This window comes from Cupriavidus sp. 21MJTG02-4, from assembly GCF_057798975.1.
Genome location: NZ_JBYOJP010000027.1, coordinates 42,436 through 57,782, shown reverse-complemented (window position 1 = coordinate 57,782; position 15,347 = coordinate 42,436). Strand labels below are relative to the sequence as shown.

General features: G+C 66.4%; 15 protein-coding genes. 9 read left to right on the top strand and 6 right to left on the bottom strand.

Annotated elements, in window-relative coordinates:
- Window positions 1-486: 486 nt before the first annotated feature.
- Both sodB and xseA read right to left on the bottom strand, forming a co-directional pair.
- On the bottom strand, window positions 487-1,068 hold the full coding sequence (sodB, locus tag AC3FKH_RS32355; RefSeq protein ID WP_483710568.1) for a superoxide dismutase [Fe]: 582 nt from the start codon (window positions 1,066-1,068) through the stop codon (window positions 487-489).
- 143 nt (window positions 1,069-1,211) lie between these two features.
- Window positions 1,212-2,597: an exodeoxyribonuclease VII large subunit gene (xseA, locus tag AC3FKH_RS32350; RefSeq protein ID WP_488679686.1), complete on the bottom strand. Its 1,386-nt coding sequence runs from the start codon at window positions 2,595-2,597 to the stop codon at window positions 1,212-1,214.
- 1,055 nt (window positions 2,598-3,652) lie between these two features.
- Here xseA and AC3FKH_RS32345 point away from each other — a divergent pair.
- The 7 genes from AC3FKH_RS32345 (at window position 3,653) to AC3FKH_RS32315 (ending at window position 8,879) form a co-directional block, all read left to right on the top strand.
- Complete coding sequence (locus AC3FKH_RS32345; RefSeq protein ID WP_488679685.1) at window positions 3,653-4,273, top strand: MotA/TolQ/ExbB proton channel family protein; 621 nt, start codon at window positions 3,653-3,655, stop codon at window positions 4,271-4,273.
- A gap of 16 nt (window positions 4,274-4,289) precedes the next feature.
- Window positions 4,290-4,721, top strand: coding sequence for an ExbD/TolR family protein (locus tag AC3FKH_RS32340; RefSeq protein WP_488679684.1), 432 nt, complete (start codon window positions 4,290-4,292; stop codon window positions 4,719-4,721).
- Window positions 4,722-4,846: 125 nt separating this feature from the next.
- Window positions 4,847-5,944 (top strand): tetraacyldisaccharide 4'-kinase, encoded by a 1,098-nt coding sequence (lpxK, locus tag AC3FKH_RS32335; protein ID WP_488679683.1) that lies wholly within the window; start codon window positions 4,847-4,849, stop codon window positions 5,942-5,944.
- Window positions 5,925-6,128, top strand: a complete 204-nt coding sequence (locus AC3FKH_RS32330) for a Trm112 family protein (protein ID WP_483710563.1) — start codon at window positions 5,925-5,927, stop codon at window positions 6,126-6,128. The genes lpxK and AC3FKH_RS32330 overlap by 20 nt, the downstream gene beginning before the upstream one ends.
- Before the next feature lie 10 nt (window positions 6,129-6,138).
- Window positions 6,139-6,948, top strand: a complete 810-nt coding sequence (kdsB, locus tag AC3FKH_RS32325; protein WP_488679682.1) for a 3-deoxy-manno-octulosonate cytidylyltransferase — start codon at window positions 6,139-6,141, stop codon at window positions 6,946-6,948.
- Between the two features lie 335 nt (window positions 6,949-7,283).
- Window positions 7,284-7,949: an adenylate kinase gene (gene adk / locus AC3FKH_RS32320; RefSeq protein WP_488679681.1), complete on the top strand. Its 666-nt coding sequence runs from the start codon at window positions 7,284-7,286 to the stop codon at window positions 7,947-7,949.
- Between the two features lie 171 nt (window positions 7,950-8,120).
- Complete coding sequence (locus AC3FKH_RS32315; RefSeq protein ID WP_483710560.1) at window positions 8,121-8,879, top strand: 3-hydroxyacyl-CoA dehydrogenase; 759 nt, start codon at window positions 8,121-8,123, stop codon at window positions 8,877-8,879.
- Window positions 8,880-8,906: 27 nt separating this feature from the next.
- On the opposite strand, the gene AC3FKH_RS32310 is transcribed toward AC3FKH_RS32315, so the two are convergent.
- Window positions 8,907-9,677, bottom strand: a complete 771-nt coding sequence (locus AC3FKH_RS32310) for a helix-turn-helix transcriptional regulator (RefSeq protein WP_488679689.1) — start codon at window positions 9,675-9,677, stop codon at window positions 8,907-8,909.
- Between the two features lie 204 nt (window positions 9,678-9,881).
- On the opposite strand from AC3FKH_RS32310, the gene AC3FKH_RS32305 reads away from it, so the two are divergent.
- Window positions 9,882-10,667, top strand: coding sequence for a class I SAM-dependent methyltransferase (locus tag AC3FKH_RS32305; RefSeq protein WP_488679680.1), 786 nt, complete (start codon window positions 9,882-9,884; stop codon window positions 10,665-10,667).
- A 15-nt stretch (window positions 10,668-10,682) separates the two neighbouring features.
- Here the strand turns inward: AC3FKH_RS32305 and AC3FKH_RS32300 are convergent, their stop codons facing one another.
- Window positions 10,683-11,597: a LysR family transcriptional regulator gene (locus AC3FKH_RS32300; RefSeq protein WP_488679679.1), complete on the bottom strand. Its 915-nt coding sequence runs from the start codon at window positions 11,595-11,597 to the stop codon at window positions 10,683-10,685.
- A gap of 99 nt (window positions 11,598-11,696) precedes the next feature.
- Here AC3FKH_RS32300 and AC3FKH_RS32295 point away from each other — a divergent pair, with 99 nt between their 5' ends.
- Window positions 11,697-12,713 (top strand): bile acid:sodium symporter family protein, encoded by a 1,017-nt coding sequence (locus tag AC3FKH_RS32295; protein WP_488679678.1) that lies wholly within the window; start codon window positions 11,697-11,699, stop codon window positions 12,711-12,713.
- A gap of 605 nt (window positions 12,714-13,318) precedes the next feature.
- Here the strand turns inward: AC3FKH_RS32295 and AC3FKH_RS32290 are convergent.
- Together AC3FKH_RS32290 and tsaE are read right to left on the bottom strand one after the other, a co-directional pair.
- A complete protein-coding gene (locus tag AC3FKH_RS32290) occupies window positions 13,319-14,818 on the bottom strand; it encodes an N-acetylmuramoyl-L-alanine amidase (RefSeq protein ID WP_488679677.1) in 1,500 nt (499 codons plus the stop codon).
- Window positions 14,812-15,333 (bottom strand): tRNA (adenosine(37)-N6)-threonylcarbamoyltransferase complex ATPase subunit type 1 TsaE, encoded by a 522-nt coding sequence (gene tsaE, locus AC3FKH_RS32285; protein ID WP_488679676.1) that lies wholly within the window; start codon window positions 15,331-15,333, stop codon window positions 14,812-14,814. The genes AC3FKH_RS32290 and tsaE overlap by 7 nt, the downstream gene beginning before the upstream one ends.
- Window positions 15,334-15,347 lie beyond the last annotated feature (14 nt).

Here is a 15,347-nt window from a genome sequence, read left to right as displayed (position 1 = left end):
CTTATGACCGAGACTATGTCTCGGTCAGGCCTGCCTGAGGGCAGGCCGCTTGCAGGGAAGAGTTGCAGGACCGTTCACAGGTTGCGACGGTGAGATGAGCATCATGGCAAGACAGGTCGGACCGCGGCAGCGTAAGCCCAACGACTTACAGGTGCCCTTAAGCACGACAAAGAGATAGGGGACGCTCCCGGCGGATATCCATGAAGGCCCGCAGGTTCGCCTGCAACGCAAGGCCGGATATAAGTCTGCAACCAGTCCTGCTCTAGCCAACAATGATCAGCCTTACCTTGCAAACCGGGGCGCGTTCATATAAGTAAGTCGCCGGCTACGCCGGCGAAACAGCCGCGCTTGCCAAGAACGACGCCCCCCAATTCACCTAAGGACAAAAAAAACAAGCCCTCGCTGTCGAGGGCTTGTTTTCAATGCCGAGGCCCGCACTGAACGGTCGGAGCCTCATGTGCTCATCGCGTCAGCACGCAGCCGATCTCAGCCGGCGAAGTTCTTGCTGGCGAAGTCCCAGTTCACGACGTTCCAGAATGCCTCGACGTACTTCGGACGGGCATTGCGATAGTCGATGTAGTAGGCGTGTTCCCACACGTCGCACGTCAGCAGCGGCTTGGCGTCGGTGGTCAGCGGGGTGGCGGCGTTCGAGGTCGACACCAGGTCCAGCGAACCATCGGCCTTCTTGACCAGCCAGGCCCAGCCCGAGCCGAACGTGCCGACGGCGGTCTTGGTGAACTCTTCCTTGAACTTGTCGAACGAGCCCCACTTGGCATTGATGGCGTCAGCCAGCGCACCAGTCGGCTGGCCACCGCCGTTGGGCTTCATCGATTCCCAGTAGAAGGTGTGGTTCCACACCTGCGCGGCGTTGTTGAAGATGCCGCCGGACGACTTCTTGGTGATCTCTTCCAGGGTCGCGTTCTCGAACTCGGTGCCCTTGATGAGGTTGTTCAGGTTGGTGACGTAGGTCTGGTGATGCTTGTCATGGTGGAACTCCAGCGTCTCCTTGGAGATGTGCGGAGCCAGGGCATCATGCGCGTACGGCAGCGGGGGGAGCTTGTGTTCCATTGTTCTGTCTCTGTGGGTTGGGGTTGTGGTCGGGTGTTGCGGCCGGGAATTGCCGATTGTAGGAGACTTGCAAGACCCACGCAAACCGCGGCGCAAAGCCCCCTGAGGTCATGTTAGTTTGTCCGCGCCGGGTCGGTCAGGGTTCAGATTCCGCCCAGCTTGGCTTGTACGGCGGCAATCGCGACGTCGGCCACACCATCGGCCAGGTGGGCCTCCACCACGCTGCCGGGACGCAGTTCCGCCGGCGACCGCAGGGCGTGTCCGCGCTGGTCGAGCAGCACGGCGTAGCCGCGCTCCAGCGTGCGTTGCGGGGCCAGCAATTCCAGCGCGCCAGCGACACGTGCCAGGCGCTGCGCCTGCCGCTCCTGCTGGCGGGCCGCCGCAGCCCGCATGCGCTGCGCCAGCCGCGCGACGTCGACGCTGGCCGCCGCCGTGTCGGGCCGGCAAGCCGTCCAGCGCATGGCGAGCAGCTGCTGGCGGTGGCGCTGCGCCACCACGGTCTCCCGCAATGCCGCACGCAAGTGTCGCGCCAGATTGTCGACACGCGCGCGCCGCTCCTGCAGTTGCGCCTGCGGGCTGCGCAGCCGGCGCGCGAGCCAGTCCAGATGCTGCGCGCGCCGGTCCAGTTCGCGTCGCATCGACTGCACCAGGCCATCGCCGGCGCGGCGCGTCAGCGCCAGCAGATGCCCGCGGTCCGGACTGACCAGTTCGGCCGCGCCGGTGGGCGTGGGCGCGCGCACGTCGGCGACGAAATCGGCAATGGTGAAATCGGTTTCATGGCCCACGCCGGAGATCACCGGCACCGCGCAGTGTGCAATGGCATGCGCAACCACTTCTTCGTTGAAGGACCACAGGTCTTCGATGCTGCCGCCGCCGCGGCACAGGATGATCACATCGCATTCGCGCCGCGCGCTGGCCACGTCAAGCATGTCGGCAATCTTCTGCGCGGCGCCGGCGCCCTGCACCGGCACCGGATAGACCATCACCGGCACATGCGGCGCGCGCCGGCGCAGCGTGGTCAGCACATCGCGCAAGGCGGCCGCCTGCAACGAAGTCACGATGCCGATCGCACGCGGATGCGTCGGCACGGGCCGCTTGCGCTCGGGCGCGAACAACCCGGCCTGGGCGAGCTTCTCCTTCAGGCGCAGGAACGCCTCGTAAAGATTGCCAAGGCCCGCGCGGCGCATGGCCTCGACCCCGAGCTGCAGGTCGCCGCGCGCTTCATACAGCGTGACCACGGCGCGCACTTCCACCGCCTCGCCTTCACGGGGCGTGAAATCGACATGCTGGTTGCGCCCGCGAAACATCACGCAGCGAATCTGCGCACGCGCGTCCTTGAGCGAAAAATACCAGTGGCCGCTGGAGGCCCGGGTGAAGTTGGAGATTTCGCCGCGCACCCACGTAAGCGGAAATCCGCGCTCGAGCATGGTCGCGATCGCGTGGTTCAACTCGCCGACGGGAATCGCTTCGCGCGGATTGCGGGCGGGCATAGAGGACGATTCGCGCGAGAAGTTCTGCGGCTCTGGCATGGGGCGTCGCCGTGCGTGCGGCGTGGGTTGGACATGTCCACAGCATAACGGCTATGTCAAGAGGGCAGTTATGTTGTCGCAGACCACTGCCGAAGTCCGCATGAATAGGTACAACTCTTTGATTCTTATGAATTTTCAGACCGCAACAAAAATTAGGCAATGTAACCAATTTCCTTACGCGTCAACCACTTACAGGGGTGCGTCCGGGGCTTGTTCACAAAGTTATCCACAGGATCTCTGGATAAAAGAGAGTTATCCGGCGCAAGTGACGAAAAGGTGTAGCGTTCGCCGCCTGTTCCGGTCCAATGCCTCCCACCCCGTCGACAGGATGGATCGCGGGGGCCACTCGCCGGTTTTGAGCGTGTGGGCGCGTGTCACTGCCTATTTTTTTGGCAACGACAGCGAAGGCCCGACAAATCAATGAGTTAAGGCCGATCTCCAGAGGTTGTCCACAACCCGTCCACAATGCTCTCCTTGCGGCGTGTGGAAAAAGACCGACATGGATCGCGGCAACGGCAGCGGAGGTCGCGAGCCTGTTGCGCGCCACATTGCCTATTTTTTAGGCGACAGGATGGCTCTTCATTAAAATCAATGACTTAGGCGTCTTCTCAGAACAATTTCCACAGGCCGTCCACAATCCTGTCCTGCAACCGTGTGGAAAGCAGCGGGTAAACCCCTCCCAAGGCTCAGAAAGCGCTATCCACAGCCAAATAAAGGCCGTGAGACCCCATCTGCACAAAAAACAGGCAGCACCTCCTTTGCCCTTAAGGATCAACGGCTTAGCGTGCTTGTCCGGCGGGTTTCCACAATCCATCCACAATCCTGTCCCGCCTGGCTGTGGAAAGTGTGCGCCACCGCACCGATGCGCGGCCGAGACACCCTTTGACAGCGTCTTGCCGCGCGCCATGGCGCGGGTTAGAGTGCTGCCTGATTTTCGGAGCAGTGCCGCTGCGTGCAGAGCCTCGGTGTGCGCGTATCCAAGGCCTGCCATATAAAGCCGGTCGTTGTCTTGTCGTGTCTGGTTGTCGTTCCTGGTTGTCGATTCGGGGGTCCCATTGTTTTCGATCATTCAAGCGGCCGGCTGGCCGATCTGGCCGCTGCTGTTCGCTTCGGTAATTGCGCTGGCACTGGTCGTCGAGCGTTTCCTGACCCTCAAGCGCAGCAAGGTACTTCCGGCCCGCCTCTACGACGAGGCGCTGTCGGCCGCGCAGCAACGCCGCGCCACGCCGGAGGTGGTCAACACGCTCGAGCAAAGTTCGCCGCTGGGTCGCGTGCTCGCGGCGGGCCTGCGCCACGTGGTGCTGCAGCCGCATACCTCGCGCGACGCCGCCAAGGAAGTCGTGGAAGAAGCCGGGCGCGTGGTCGCCCATGAGCTGGAGCGCTACCTGAACGCACTCGGCACCATCGCTTCGGTTGCGCCGCTGATGGGGCTACTGGGCACGGTGATCGGCATGATCGAGATCTTCGGCAGCCAGGGCGGCACGGGCGCCAATCCCGAGCAGCTGGCGCACGGTATCTCGGTGGCGCTGTACAACACCGCCTTCGGCCTGATCATCGCGATTCCCGCCCTGATTTTCTGGCGCTATTTCCGCCGCCGCGTGGACGACTACGTGGCCGAACTGGAATTCCGCGCCACGGCGTTCCTGGACGCCATCCTGCCGCAACGGCGCGGCTGAGCGCCGGGACCACGCCATGCAATTCCGTTCCCGCCAGCGGCGTGAAGAGCCGGAAATCAACCTGATTCCGCTCATCGACGTGCTGCTCGTGATCCTGATCTTCCTGATGATCACGACCACCTACTCGCGCTACACCGAGCTGCAGATCCAGCTTCCGACCGCCGATGCCGAGCGCGCGCAGCAGCGCCCGCAGGAAATCGTCGTGTCGGTGTCTTCGCGCGGCGTCTACTCCGTTAACAAGCAGGTGCTGGAGCAGAAGGACGTGACCAGCCTGGCGGACCAGCTGCGCGCCGCGGCCGGCCCCAGCACGGGTGGCCAGCCGCCGGTGGTCATCGTCAACGCCGATGCCCAGGCCACGCACCAGGCCGTCATCAACGTGATGGAAGCCGCGCGCCTGGCCGGGCTGTCACGCCTGACCTTCGCCACGCAGAGCGCCCAGCCGCGCTGACCGCTACCAGCATCGGGCCCCGCCGGACAAGGGGCCCGGGGTTGCCGCATGCGCACGGCAATGCCCATAATGTGCGCGTCCGGCTGGCCACGGCGCCAGCCAACCAACCCTCCCCTTGCCCTCCCATGTCCGTTCCGCGCCATGACTTTGCCGATTTCGTGACCGCCCAGTGGCAGCGCCGCGGCTGGTTCGCGTGGGTGATGCTGCCGTTCTCGCTGCTGTTCGGCCTGATCGCGCGCGTGCGCCGCCATGGCTACCTGCATGGCTGGTTCAAGTCCACGCGGCTGCCGATGCCCGTGATCGTGGTCGGCAACGTGACCGTGGGCGGCACCGGCAAGACGCCGGCCGTGATCGCGCTGGCGCAGGCACTGACCGAGGCCGGCCTGCGCCCCGGCGTGGTATCGCGCGGCTATGGCGTCACGCTCAAGCATCCGCGCCGGGTCAAGCCGACGTCGAAGGCATCGGACGTCGGCGACGAACCGCTGCTGATCGCGCGCGCGGCCGACGTGCCGGTCTGGGTGTTCCCCGACCGCGCGCTGTGCGCGCAGACCATGCTGGTGTCGCATCCCGGCGTCAACGTGCTGCTGCTCGATGACGGCCTGCAGCACTACCGCCTGCAGCGCGACTTCGAGATCGTGATGTTCGACGCCCGCATGGGCGGCAACGGCCTGCTGCTGCCGGCCGGGCCGCTGCGCGAGCCGCTTTCGCGTCCGCGCGACGCCACGCTGATCAACGACCCGACCTTCCGCGCCACGCCGGACCGGCCCGATGTCTATGGCATGCGGCTGGAACTCGACGATGCGTGGCAGCTCAACGACCCCGCCATGGCGCGCCCCGTCAGTGCCTTTGCCGGGCGCCGCGTGCTGGCCGCGGCCGGCATCGGCAACCCGGAGCGCTTTTTCGCCAGCCTGCGCGGCGCCGGCCTGAGCCCGAAGACGCTGCCGCTGCCCGACCACTACGATTTCGCCGACGACCCGTTCGCCGGCAACCCCGACGCGCTCGACGCCGACGTCATCCTGATCACCGAGAAGGATGCCGTAAAATGCGAGCGATTCGACGATCCGCGCATCTGGGTCGTCCCCACCACGCCCGTGATCGACGCGGGCCTGGTCGACAAGATCCGCCGCGCCGTGCAGGCGCGCATCCCGGCCGCGCCGGCGTCCGCATCGGGCGGCGCCACCGGCCCCAACAAGGAACCCCGAGATGGACAACCGGCTGCTTGAAATCCTGGTCTGCCCGCTTTGCAAAGGCAAGCTGGAATACGACCGCGCCGCGCAGGAACTGATCTGCCACGCCGACAAGCTGGCTTACCCGATCCGCGACGGCATTCCCGTCATGCTGGCCGACGAGGCCCGCCAGTCGGTGCCGGGCCGCGTGATCGACCCCGATGCGCCCCGGGCTGGCTGAGACCCGCATCATGAGCATTCCCGCCTTCACCGTCGTCATTCCCGCGCGGCTAGCGTCGACGCGGTTGCCGGACAAGCCGCTGGCCGATATCGGCGGCAGGCCGATGGTCGTGCGCGTGGCCGAACGCGCGCATGCCTCGTCGGCGCGGCGCACGGTGGTGGCCACCGACGCGCCGGCCGTGGCGCAAGCCTGCGCCGCGCATGGCATCGAGGCCGTGCTGACGCGCGCCGACCACCCGTCGGGCACCGACCGCCTGGCCGAAGTCGCGGCCCGGCTTGGATTGCCCGACGACGCCATCGTCGTCAACGTGCAGGGTGACGAGCCGCTGATCGACCCGCAACTGATCGACGATGTCGCGCTGCACCTGGCGCACCATCCCGACTGCGCCATCGCGACCGCCGCCCATCCGCTGCATGAGGTGGCCGAGGTCTTCAACCCGAACGTGGTCAAGGTGGTCTGCGATGCCGCCGGCCGTGCGCTCTACTTCTCGCGTGCGCCGATTCCCTGGTCGCGCGACGACTGGGCCGGCGTCCCCGCGGTACCCGCCTCGATGGCGCAGGTGCCGCTGCCGCCCATGCCGGTCCTGCGCCATATCGGCCTGTATGCCTACCGGGTCGGCTTCCTGCGCCGCTTCCCGACGCTGGCCGCGGCGCCGCTGGAGCAGGCCGAGGCGCTGGAGCAACTGCGCGCCATGTGGCATGGAGAGCGCATCGCCGTGCTCGAAACGGCCGCCGCGCCGGCACCGGGCGTCGACACGCCGGCCGACCTCGAGCGCGTGCGCGCGCTGTGGGCCCAGGGCATGGCGCAGGAAGGTCCCTGAGCCACTTTGTTGCGCGGCGACGGCTTTTGCGTTGGGGTTCATACACCTGCAACAGGAATCGGCCCGATTTCGGGCCGGATTCTCTGCGCCTCATGGCATAATGCTTGCCGATACAGAGCCGTCGGAATGGCGCACCAGAATGCGCTGGCCGGCCAAGGCTCGGTGGGGAGATACAGATAGAGCCCGTCCGGTGACCCGCGCCGCGTTCCGCAGCGCCGCACCGGCCGACCACGTGACCTGATCCAAGCGCGCGCAGTAAGTCCTGCGTCAAGTTACGGCGTTACCCTCGTTCTCGTCTCCCGCCACACCAGATTCAAAACTCTGAGGACCCGTAAATGCGTTTGATCCTGTTGGGCGCGCCTGGCGCCGGCAAAGGCACGCAAGCCAAGTTCATCTGCGAGAAGTTCGGCATTCCGCAAATCTCCACGGGCGACATGCTGCGCGCCGCGGTGAAGGCAGGCACGCCGCTGGGCGTGGAAGCCAAGAAGGTCATGGATGCGGGCGGACTGGTGTCGGATGACATCATCATCGGCCTGGTCAAGGACCGCCTGCAGGAAGCCGACTGCAAGAACGGCTACCTGTTCGACGGCTTCCCGCGCACCATTCCGCAGGCCGAGGCCATGAAGGAAGCCGGCGTCGCGATCGACTACGTGCTGGAAATCGACGTGCCGTTCGATGCCATCATCGAGCGCATGGGCGGCCGGCGCGTGCACGTGGCATCGGGCCGCACCTACCACGTCAAGTTCAACCCGCCCAAGGCGGAAGGCGTCGACGACGAGACCGGCGAGCCGCTGATCCAGCGCGACGACGACAAGGAAGACACCGTGCGCAAGCGCCTGGACGTCTATTCGCAGCAAACCCGTCCGCTGGTCGACTACTACTCGGAGTGGGCCGCCAAGGGCGACAGCACCGCCAAGGTGGCGCCGCCCAAGTACCGCAAGATCGAGGGCATGGGCGACGTCGACAGCATCACCGCGCGCGCGTTCGAGGCACTGAAGTAAGCCCCGGCACTTGAGCCATCACAAAAAAGCGACCTTCGGGTCGCTTTTTTGTTTCTGACGAGGCATGGCCTCCCCTCTTGCCAGTTGCGCATGGCTCCGTACAATAGCCCGGGAGTTGACGTTTACGTAAACGGCAGTTGCCACCGCGACTGATCACAGAGGAGACAGCAGATGGACATCCAGGGCAATGTATTCATCGTTACGGGCGGCGCGTCGGGCCTGGGCGCCGGCACCGCGCGCATGGTGGCCGAGGCCGGCGGCAAGGTCGTCATTGCCGACCTGAACGAGGCCGCGGGCAATGCGCTCGCGCAGGAGCTGGGCGGCACCTTCGTCAAGTGCGACGTGGCTTCCGAAGCCGATGGCCAGGCCGTCGTGGCCGCTGCACAGGCGCTGGGCCGCGTGGCGGGGCTGGTGAACTGCGCCGGCATCGCCGTCGCCAGCAAGACCGTGGGCAAGAACGGCCCGCATCCGCTCGATGCCTTCGACAAGACCATCCGCGTCAACCTGATCGGCACCTTCAACATGATCCGGCTGGCGGCGGCAGCCATGGTGCAGAACGCGCCCGATGCCGAAGGCGAGCGCGGCGTGATCATCAACACCGCCTCGGTGGCGGCGTTCGACGGCCAGATCGGGCAAGCCGCCTATGCGGCGTCGAAGGGCGGCGTGGTCGGCATGACGCTGGCCATCGCGCGCGACCTGTCGCGCGACGGCGTGCGCTGCGTGACGATCGCCCCGGGCCTGTTCGAGACGCCGATGCTGCTGGGCATGCCGCAGGATGTCCAGGACGCGCTCGGCAAGATGGTGCCGTTCCCGTCGCGCCTCGGCCGCCCGGCCGAGTATGCCAAGCTCGCGCAGGCCATCATCGGCAACACCATGCTCAACGGCGAAGTGATCCGCCTTGACGGCGCGATCCGGATGCAGCCCAAGTAAGCGTCCGCTCTCCCCACTGCTGCGGTCTCAGGCCGGCAGCAGCATCACCAGCATCAATCCCGGCGCCGCCGCCGGCCACAGCGTGAGCTGCTCGAACTGCAGCGCGCCGAGCGCCGGATGGTGGAAGCCGCGGCGCCCGCCTTCCCGGTCTTCCACATCCTGCGACTGCCAGGCGGCGCGAAAGGCCGGGCTTTCCATCATCAGGCCCTCGATCAGCGCACGCATCGGTGCATCGTCCGCGTGGCGGATGCTGTGCGCGCGGAATTCCGCCACCAGGCGGCCGGCACGGTGCGGCCAGTCTTCGACCAGCGCCTGCAGCGGCGCGGACAGGAACATCGCGCGCAGCAGGTTGCGCTCGGGGTGGTCGGCATCGAGCCAGCCGACGAACAGCCGCGCCGCGGCCTCGTTCCACGTCAGCGCGTTCCACTGGCGATCGAGCAGGTAGGCCGGGCCGTTGATGGCATGCACGCTGGCCATGACTGCCGGGGGAACCGCCTCGGTGCCGGCCTGCTGCGCATCGCGCCGCCCGGCCAATTCGAACAGGTAGGCGCGCTCCGCCCGCGACAGGCGCAGCGCGGTGGCCAGGCTGGCCAGCGCCCGCGCCGACAACGCGACCGGGCGCCCCTGCTCCAGCCAGGTCACCCACGTGGCGCTCAGGCCGGCCAGCTGGGCCACTTCCTCGCGGCGCAGGCCCGGCGTACGGCGGCGTCGGCCAGGCGGCAGGCCCACGTCGTCGGGCGCCAGCCGTTCACGGTGGGCGCGCAGGAATGCGCCGAGTACCGCCTCGCGCGTGACCATCGCGGCCGTGCCCGGCTCTGAAGGATGATCCGGCGGTGAAAAGGTGTCTGAAGGAGATTCGACCATAGGCTGGTGCGTCTTATACCAGGATAAAACGGTGACTTGTACCGGGAAAACGATCGCCCTACAGTAGTCCGGAACCCGCACCGCGGGCAAGTCCCCGATCACCAGAAGACCGGCATGCAGCCGGTTCAGGAGCCAGTCATGCAACAACAGGAACTCGTCGCGGCCCAGTTCGGCGCCACCGCCAGCGCTTACCTCACCAGTGCCGTCCACGCGCAGGGGGCGGACCTGGAACAACTCAGGCAGGAGCTGGCGGACCTGATCCCGGCCGACAAGCGGGCATCCAGCACGGTGCTGGACCTCGGCTGCGGCGCCGGGCATGCGAGCTTCGCCGCCGCGGCCGTGGCCGGCAGGGTCACGGCGTATGACCTGTCGCAGGAAATGCTCGACGTCGTGGCAGGCGCCGCGCGCGAACGCGGCCTCGCCAACGTCGTGACCCGCCAGGGCGCCGCGGAAACGCTTCCGTTCGAAGACGGCACGTTCTGCGCCGTGGTGTCGCGCATGAGCGCCCACCACTGGCGCAATGTGCCGGCGGCGCTGCGCGAGATGCGCCGCGTGCTCAAGCCGGGTGGCAAGGTCGTGCTGATCGATATCGCGGGCGCCGAGGATCCCTTGCGCGACACGTGGCTGCAATCGGTCGAATTGCTGCGCGATCCGTCCCACGTGCGCGACTACACCGGCCCGGCCTGGCGGGCGATGTTCGCGTCGGCGGGCTTCGCGGCCGATGAAATCGGCGTCTCGCCGGTCTGGCGCATCGGCATCGAGTTCCAGAGCTGGGTCACGCGCATGCGCACCGCGCCGGTGGCGGTCGAAGCCATCCGCCACCTGTGGCAGGTGGCGCCCGCCGAAGTCCGCGAGCACTATCGCGTACAGGCGGACGGCAGCTTCGACCTGGAAGCGGTCATGGTCACCGCCCGGGCACGCTGAAGACACCGAGGCCGCTCAGGCGGCCTCCGGCTCCGGCCCGGCTGCCGCGATGCCGAGATTGCGGACCAGCGACCATACCGCCGCCGCGGCCGGCGACAGCGAGCGATCCGCGCGCCGCACCATGACAATGCGGCGTTCTTCGCGCGGCACCAGCGGCCGCCATACCAGTGGCGACGCCGCCGGCAGCGGCAGCGAGTAGGTCGGCAGCACCGAGGCGCCGATGCCGGCCTCCACCATGCCGAACACGCTCGCCGAGTGCCCCATTTCCTGAATCACCCGCGGCACGATGCCGTGGCGCCCGAACACGCGATCGATCAGCGGCCGGCTGCCCGAGGCGAGGTCCAGCAGCACCAGCCGCATGCCGTCCAGCGCCGCCCACGGCACCGTCTTTTCCTGCGCGAGCGGATGGTCGCGCCGGCACACGAAGCAGAACGGATCGGTCACCAGCGGCTCGATGGTCAGTCCCTCGTGCACGAGCGGGTCGATCAGCACGCCGAAATCCACGCCGCCGACACGCACCTGCTCCAGGCCATCGGCCTGCACGTTGTCGCGCACGGTCAGGCGGATTTCCGGGTATTGCGCCGCGCATGCGGAGACAACCATCGGCATCAGCCGCGCCGAGATCGTAGGGGCGCCAGCGATCACCACACGACCACGATAGTGCTCGCCAAGCTGGCGGGTGTCTTCGAGCGTGTCGTCCAACTGGCCCAGCAGCCGCTCCAGGGCCGGCGCGAGAGCATGGCCCGCCGGGGTGAGTACGACTTCCCGGGTAGTGCGATCCAGCAGTTTCACGCCAAGTGCCGTTTCAAGCTCCGCAACGCCGCGGCTGATCGCGGATTGCGTCAGGCCGATGGCATCGGCCGCCCGGCTAAATCCGCCCTTCTCCGCCACGGCGAGGAACACCCGCAGCTGCCGGATTGTGTAATTCATGCAACGATGAGATAAATGAATGCAATAAATGAATTTGCATTCTAGACCCGGGTGTCGTCCAATACTAGGCTAAACCCTTAGACGCCTTAGAAGTCCAGCATGCTTTCCAAGCTCAAGAAACTCTACGACCTGATCGACGGCTTCGTCCTGATCATGCTGACCGCCATCGGCATTGCCCTGCTCGCGCCAGAGTTCGGCAGCAGCCGCGGTCCGCTGCACCTTGGCACCGTCACCAGCCTGGGCGTCGCACTCGTCTTCTTCCTGCATGGCGCGGCGTTGTCGCGTGACAAGCTCGTGGCAGGGGCCCGGCACTGGCGCCTGCACGTGTTCGTGCAGACCTTCACCTACGTCGTGTTCCCGGTGGTCGGCCTGCTGCTGATGCTGTCGCTGCGCAATTCGCTGCCGCCGGACCTGCTGCTCGGCGTGTTCTATCTTTGCGCGCTGCCGTCCACGGTATCGTCGTCGGTGGCCATGACCTCGATGGCGCGCGGCAATGTGCCGGGGGCCATCTTCAACGCCACCATCTCGGGCCTGATCGGCATGGCGGTGACGCCGCTGCTGATGGGCTTGGTGATCAGCGCCAGCGGCGCGTCGATGCCGCTGGGCAAGGCGCTCACGGGCGTGGCGCTGCAGCTGCTGCTGCCGTTCGCGCTGGGCCAGTTGATGCGCCCGCTGATCGGCAGCTGGCTGGCGAAGAAAAAGCACATCACCAGCAAGGTCGACCGTGGCGTGATCGTGCTGATCGTCTACTCGTCGTTCTGCGACGCAACCGCTCAAGGCCTGTGGCACCACTACCACTGGCAGACCATCGCCGCCGTGATGGGGCTGGCCGCCGTGCTGCTGTTCGTCGTGCTGGGCACGACCACGTTCGTTGCGCGCCGCCTGCACTTCAGCGTCGAGGACGAGATCACCGCGGTGTTCTGCGGCTCCAAGAAGAGCCTGGCCAACGGCATTCCGATGGCCAATATCCTGTTCGCCGGGCACCCGGCGCTGGGGCTGCTGGTGCTGCCGCTGATGGTCTATCACCAGTTGCAGCTCATTGTTTGCTCGGTCATTGCGGCGCGCTATGCGAATCGCGATGCGCTGATTGAGGACGCGAGCACGGCACGGGCATGAGCTTGGCGGTCCGCCCGGTAAGAGGATCATTCTTCAGCGAATTGCAGGGCATCGTGCTTGGCAGGCGCGGCTGTTTCGCCGGCGTAGCCGGCGACTTTGTCCAAGCGACAAAAGAGTAAGCAGAAAAACGCGTTTACTTGCCCTAACGGGCGAATATTGATCGTAGCGTGCGGAGAATTTCGTACGGGTATGAGCTTCAGAGAATGCCCGGCTGCCTGCCGCGTGGTGCGCGTCCGCATGCAGGCTCTCCGGCAATGATTGAACCAGCCCCGAAACTGTCCGTGGCCCGACACTGCCACCGTTATCGCATCATCGCCTTCGGCTGCTGCGCGGCTCAGTAGCCGGCAGGCGGGACGTCATCAACGGCGCAGATGCTGGTGCTTCCGTTTCCTCCCTTCCCTTGGTTTTAATTGCGTGCGCGCAGCGCAGCCGTAGGCGTCCGACCGATGGTGTGGTTAGGAGGAGGAGCCACCAAGCAATCCGGGCTCGCCCATCTGACGTGTCTATCCTGATCATCTATGCGGCAGGCAGTGTGGCTATGCCCTGTACCGTCTTTACCCATCGGGGAAGAACCTTTTCTTTTCCGCCCCGTACCCCATGCTCCGCTACACCGAAGGATTCTTCGACAACGGCGGATTGCGCGCGAAGTAGCTGCGAATCCCGCGCAGGATCGCATTGGCCAGCTGTTCCTGGTGCGCGTCGTCATTGAGCTTGCGCTCTTCCTCAGGGTTGCTGATAAAGGCCGTCTCGACCAGGATCGACGGGATATCCGGCGCCTTCAGCACCGCAAACCCGGCCTGCTCCACGCTGCCCTTGTGCAGTCGGTTGATGCCGCCGATTTCCTGCAGCACGGCCTTGCCGACCTGCAGGCTGTCGTTGATCTGCGCCGTGGTCGACAAGTCCAGCAGCACGCGCGCGACCTGCGCATCCTTGTTCAGGTTGGCGCCGCCAATCAGATCCGACGCGTTCTCCTTGTTGGCCAGCCAGCGGGCGGCCGTGCTGGAAGCGCCGCGCTCCGATAGCGCGAACACCGAGGCGCCCTTCGCTTCCGGCGACAGGAAGGCATCGGCGTGGATCGACACGAACAGGTCCGCCTGCACGCGGCGGGCCTTCTGCACGCGCACATTCAGCGGCACGAAGAAATCGGCGTCGCGCGTCATCATCGCGCGCATATTCGGTTGCGCATCGATCTTGGCGCGCAGCCGGTGCGCGATCTGCAGCACCACGTCCTTCTCGCGCGAGCCCGAGGCACCGATGGCACCCGGATCTTCGCCGCCATGGCCTGGATCGATCGCCACCGTCAGCAGGCGGCGCATCTTGAACGGGCGCTCGGCGGTGGGATCGCCCTGCGCGACGGGCGGGACCACCGGCGCGTTCGGCCTGGGCACCACGGGCACCGAAGGCTTCGGCGGCCTGACCGCTGCAATCGGCGGCGGCGGCGCCGTGGTAGCAGGCACGTCGCCCTTTTCATCGAACTTGCGCACAAGCGCGCCGATGGCGTCTTCTTCCGCGCCTGCCGGCGCCCCGGCGATGCCGTCGGAACCCGGCGGCGGCGCGCTGTTGGCGAAGCGGCGCTGCTTTTCCTCGGTGTCGCGCACCAGCTTCCACAGCGGATCGGGCGGGTTCACCGGATACAGGTCGAACACCAGCCGGTTCTTGTAGCTGCCGATCGGCGCCAGCGTGAACACCTGCGGCGCGACGTTTTCCTTCAGGTCGAACACCATGCGCACCACGCGCGGCCGGTTCTGGCCGACGCGCACCGTCTGGATATAGGGATCGTTCGACGTGATCTTGGCCACCAGTTCGCGCAGCGTGGGCGAAAGGTCGAGGCCGTCGATGTCCACCACGAGCCGGTCCGGGTCGTGGAGCATCTGGTGCACGGCAGCCAGCGGCGTGTCGGATTCAATCGTGACGCGCGTGTAGTCCTCCGCCGGCCATACGCGCACGGCGACGATGCCGGCGCCAAAGGCCAGTTGCGGGCCGGCCAGCGTCAGCACGGCCGTGCCGGCACCCAGCTTCAGGCACTGCGCCATCCATTTGCGGCGGGCCTGCAGCAGTCCGTCGGGTCCATCGGGTCGGTCGGTGGCGAGTCGCTTGATCAGCATGCGTTCAGCAAGGTAATTCCAGTGGGAGTATAGGCGCGCAGCGTCGCAATCCGCCGCTGGCCGGCCATATCCGCCGTATCGTCCGCGCAGATGTCCGATTGGAGCAACACGTGCAGGTCCGGTTCCCCAAGCAGGCGTCCGGCCTTCTCAGGCCACTCCACGAGATTGAAGGCGGGCTCGGCAAAGCAGTCGCGGAAACCTGCGTCGATCCACTCCTCCGGGTCGGCGAAACGGTACAGGTCGAAGTGGTAGACCGTCAGCGGCGAGCCGTCGGCGCGCGCCACGTCGTAGGGCTCGCACAGCGTGTAGGTCGGGCTGCGGACCTTGCCGGCATGCCCGAGCGCACGCAGGATGGCGCGCGACAACGTGGTCTTGCCCGCGCCAAGATCGCCCGAGAGCTGCACATGCACGGTGGTGGGCGGCAAGGCGCTTACCACGCCGGCGAGCGCCGCACCGAAGCGCGCGGTGGCGGCTTCGTCGGGCAGCATCAGGGAACGTTCTTCTAGCAGGGGCATTGCGTACAATTCAG

Excerpts from the sequence above, each read along its gene's own strand:
- AC3FKH_RS32330 (WP_483710563.1), top strand. The coding sequence starts at position 5,925 with ATGGACAACCGGCTGCTTGAAATCCTGGTCTGCCCGCTTTGCAAAGGC.
- kdsB (WP_488679682.1), top strand. The coding sequence starts at position 6,139 with ATGAGCATTCCCGCCTTCACCGTCGTCATTCCCGCGCGGCTAGCGTCG.
- AC3FKH_RS32305 (WP_488679680.1), top strand. The coding sequence starts at position 9,882 with ATGCAACAACAGGAACTCGTCGCGGCCCAGTTCGGCGCCACCGCCAGC.
- AC3FKH_RS32310 (WP_488679689.1), bottom strand. The coding sequence starts at position 9,677 with ATGGTCACGCGCGAGGCGGTACTCGGCGCATTCCTGCGCGCCCACCGT.
- AC3FKH_RS32340 (WP_488679684.1), top strand. The coding sequence starts at position 4,290 with ATGCAATTCCGTTCCCGCCAGCGGCGTGAAGAGCCGGAAATCAACCTG.
- lpxK (WP_488679683.1), top strand. The coding sequence starts at position 4,847 with ATGTCCGTTCCGCGCCATGACTTTGCCGATTTCGTGACCGCCCAGTGG.
- sodB (WP_483710568.1), bottom strand. The coding sequence starts at position 1,068 with ATGGAACACAAGCTCCCCCCGCTGCCGTACGCGCATGATGCCCTGGCT.
- tsaE (WP_488679676.1), bottom strand. The coding sequence starts at position 15,333 with ATGCCCCTGCTAGAAGAACGTTCCCTGATGCTGCCCGACGAAGCCGCC.
- adk (WP_488679681.1), top strand. The coding sequence starts at position 7,284 with ATGCGTTTGATCCTGTTGGGCGCGCCTGGCGCCGGCAAAGGCACGCAA.
- AC3FKH_RS32300 (WP_488679679.1), bottom strand. The coding sequence starts at position 11,597 with ATGAATTACACAATCCGGCAGCTGCGGGTGTTCCTCGCCGTGGCGGAG.
- AC3FKH_RS32315 (WP_483710560.1), top strand. The coding sequence starts at position 8,121 with ATGGACATCCAGGGCAATGTATTCATCGTTACGGGCGGCGCGTCGGGC.
- AC3FKH_RS32290 (WP_488679677.1), bottom strand. The coding sequence starts at position 14,818 with ATGCTGATCAAGCGACTCGCCACCGACCGACCCGATGGACCCGACGGA.
- xseA (WP_488679686.1), bottom strand. The coding sequence starts at position 2,597 with ATGCCAGAGCCGCAGAACTTCTCGCGCGAATCGTCCTCTATGCCCGCC.
- AC3FKH_RS32295 (WP_488679678.1), top strand. The coding sequence starts at position 11,697 with ATGCTTTCCAAGCTCAAGAAACTCTACGACCTGATCGACGGCTTCGTC.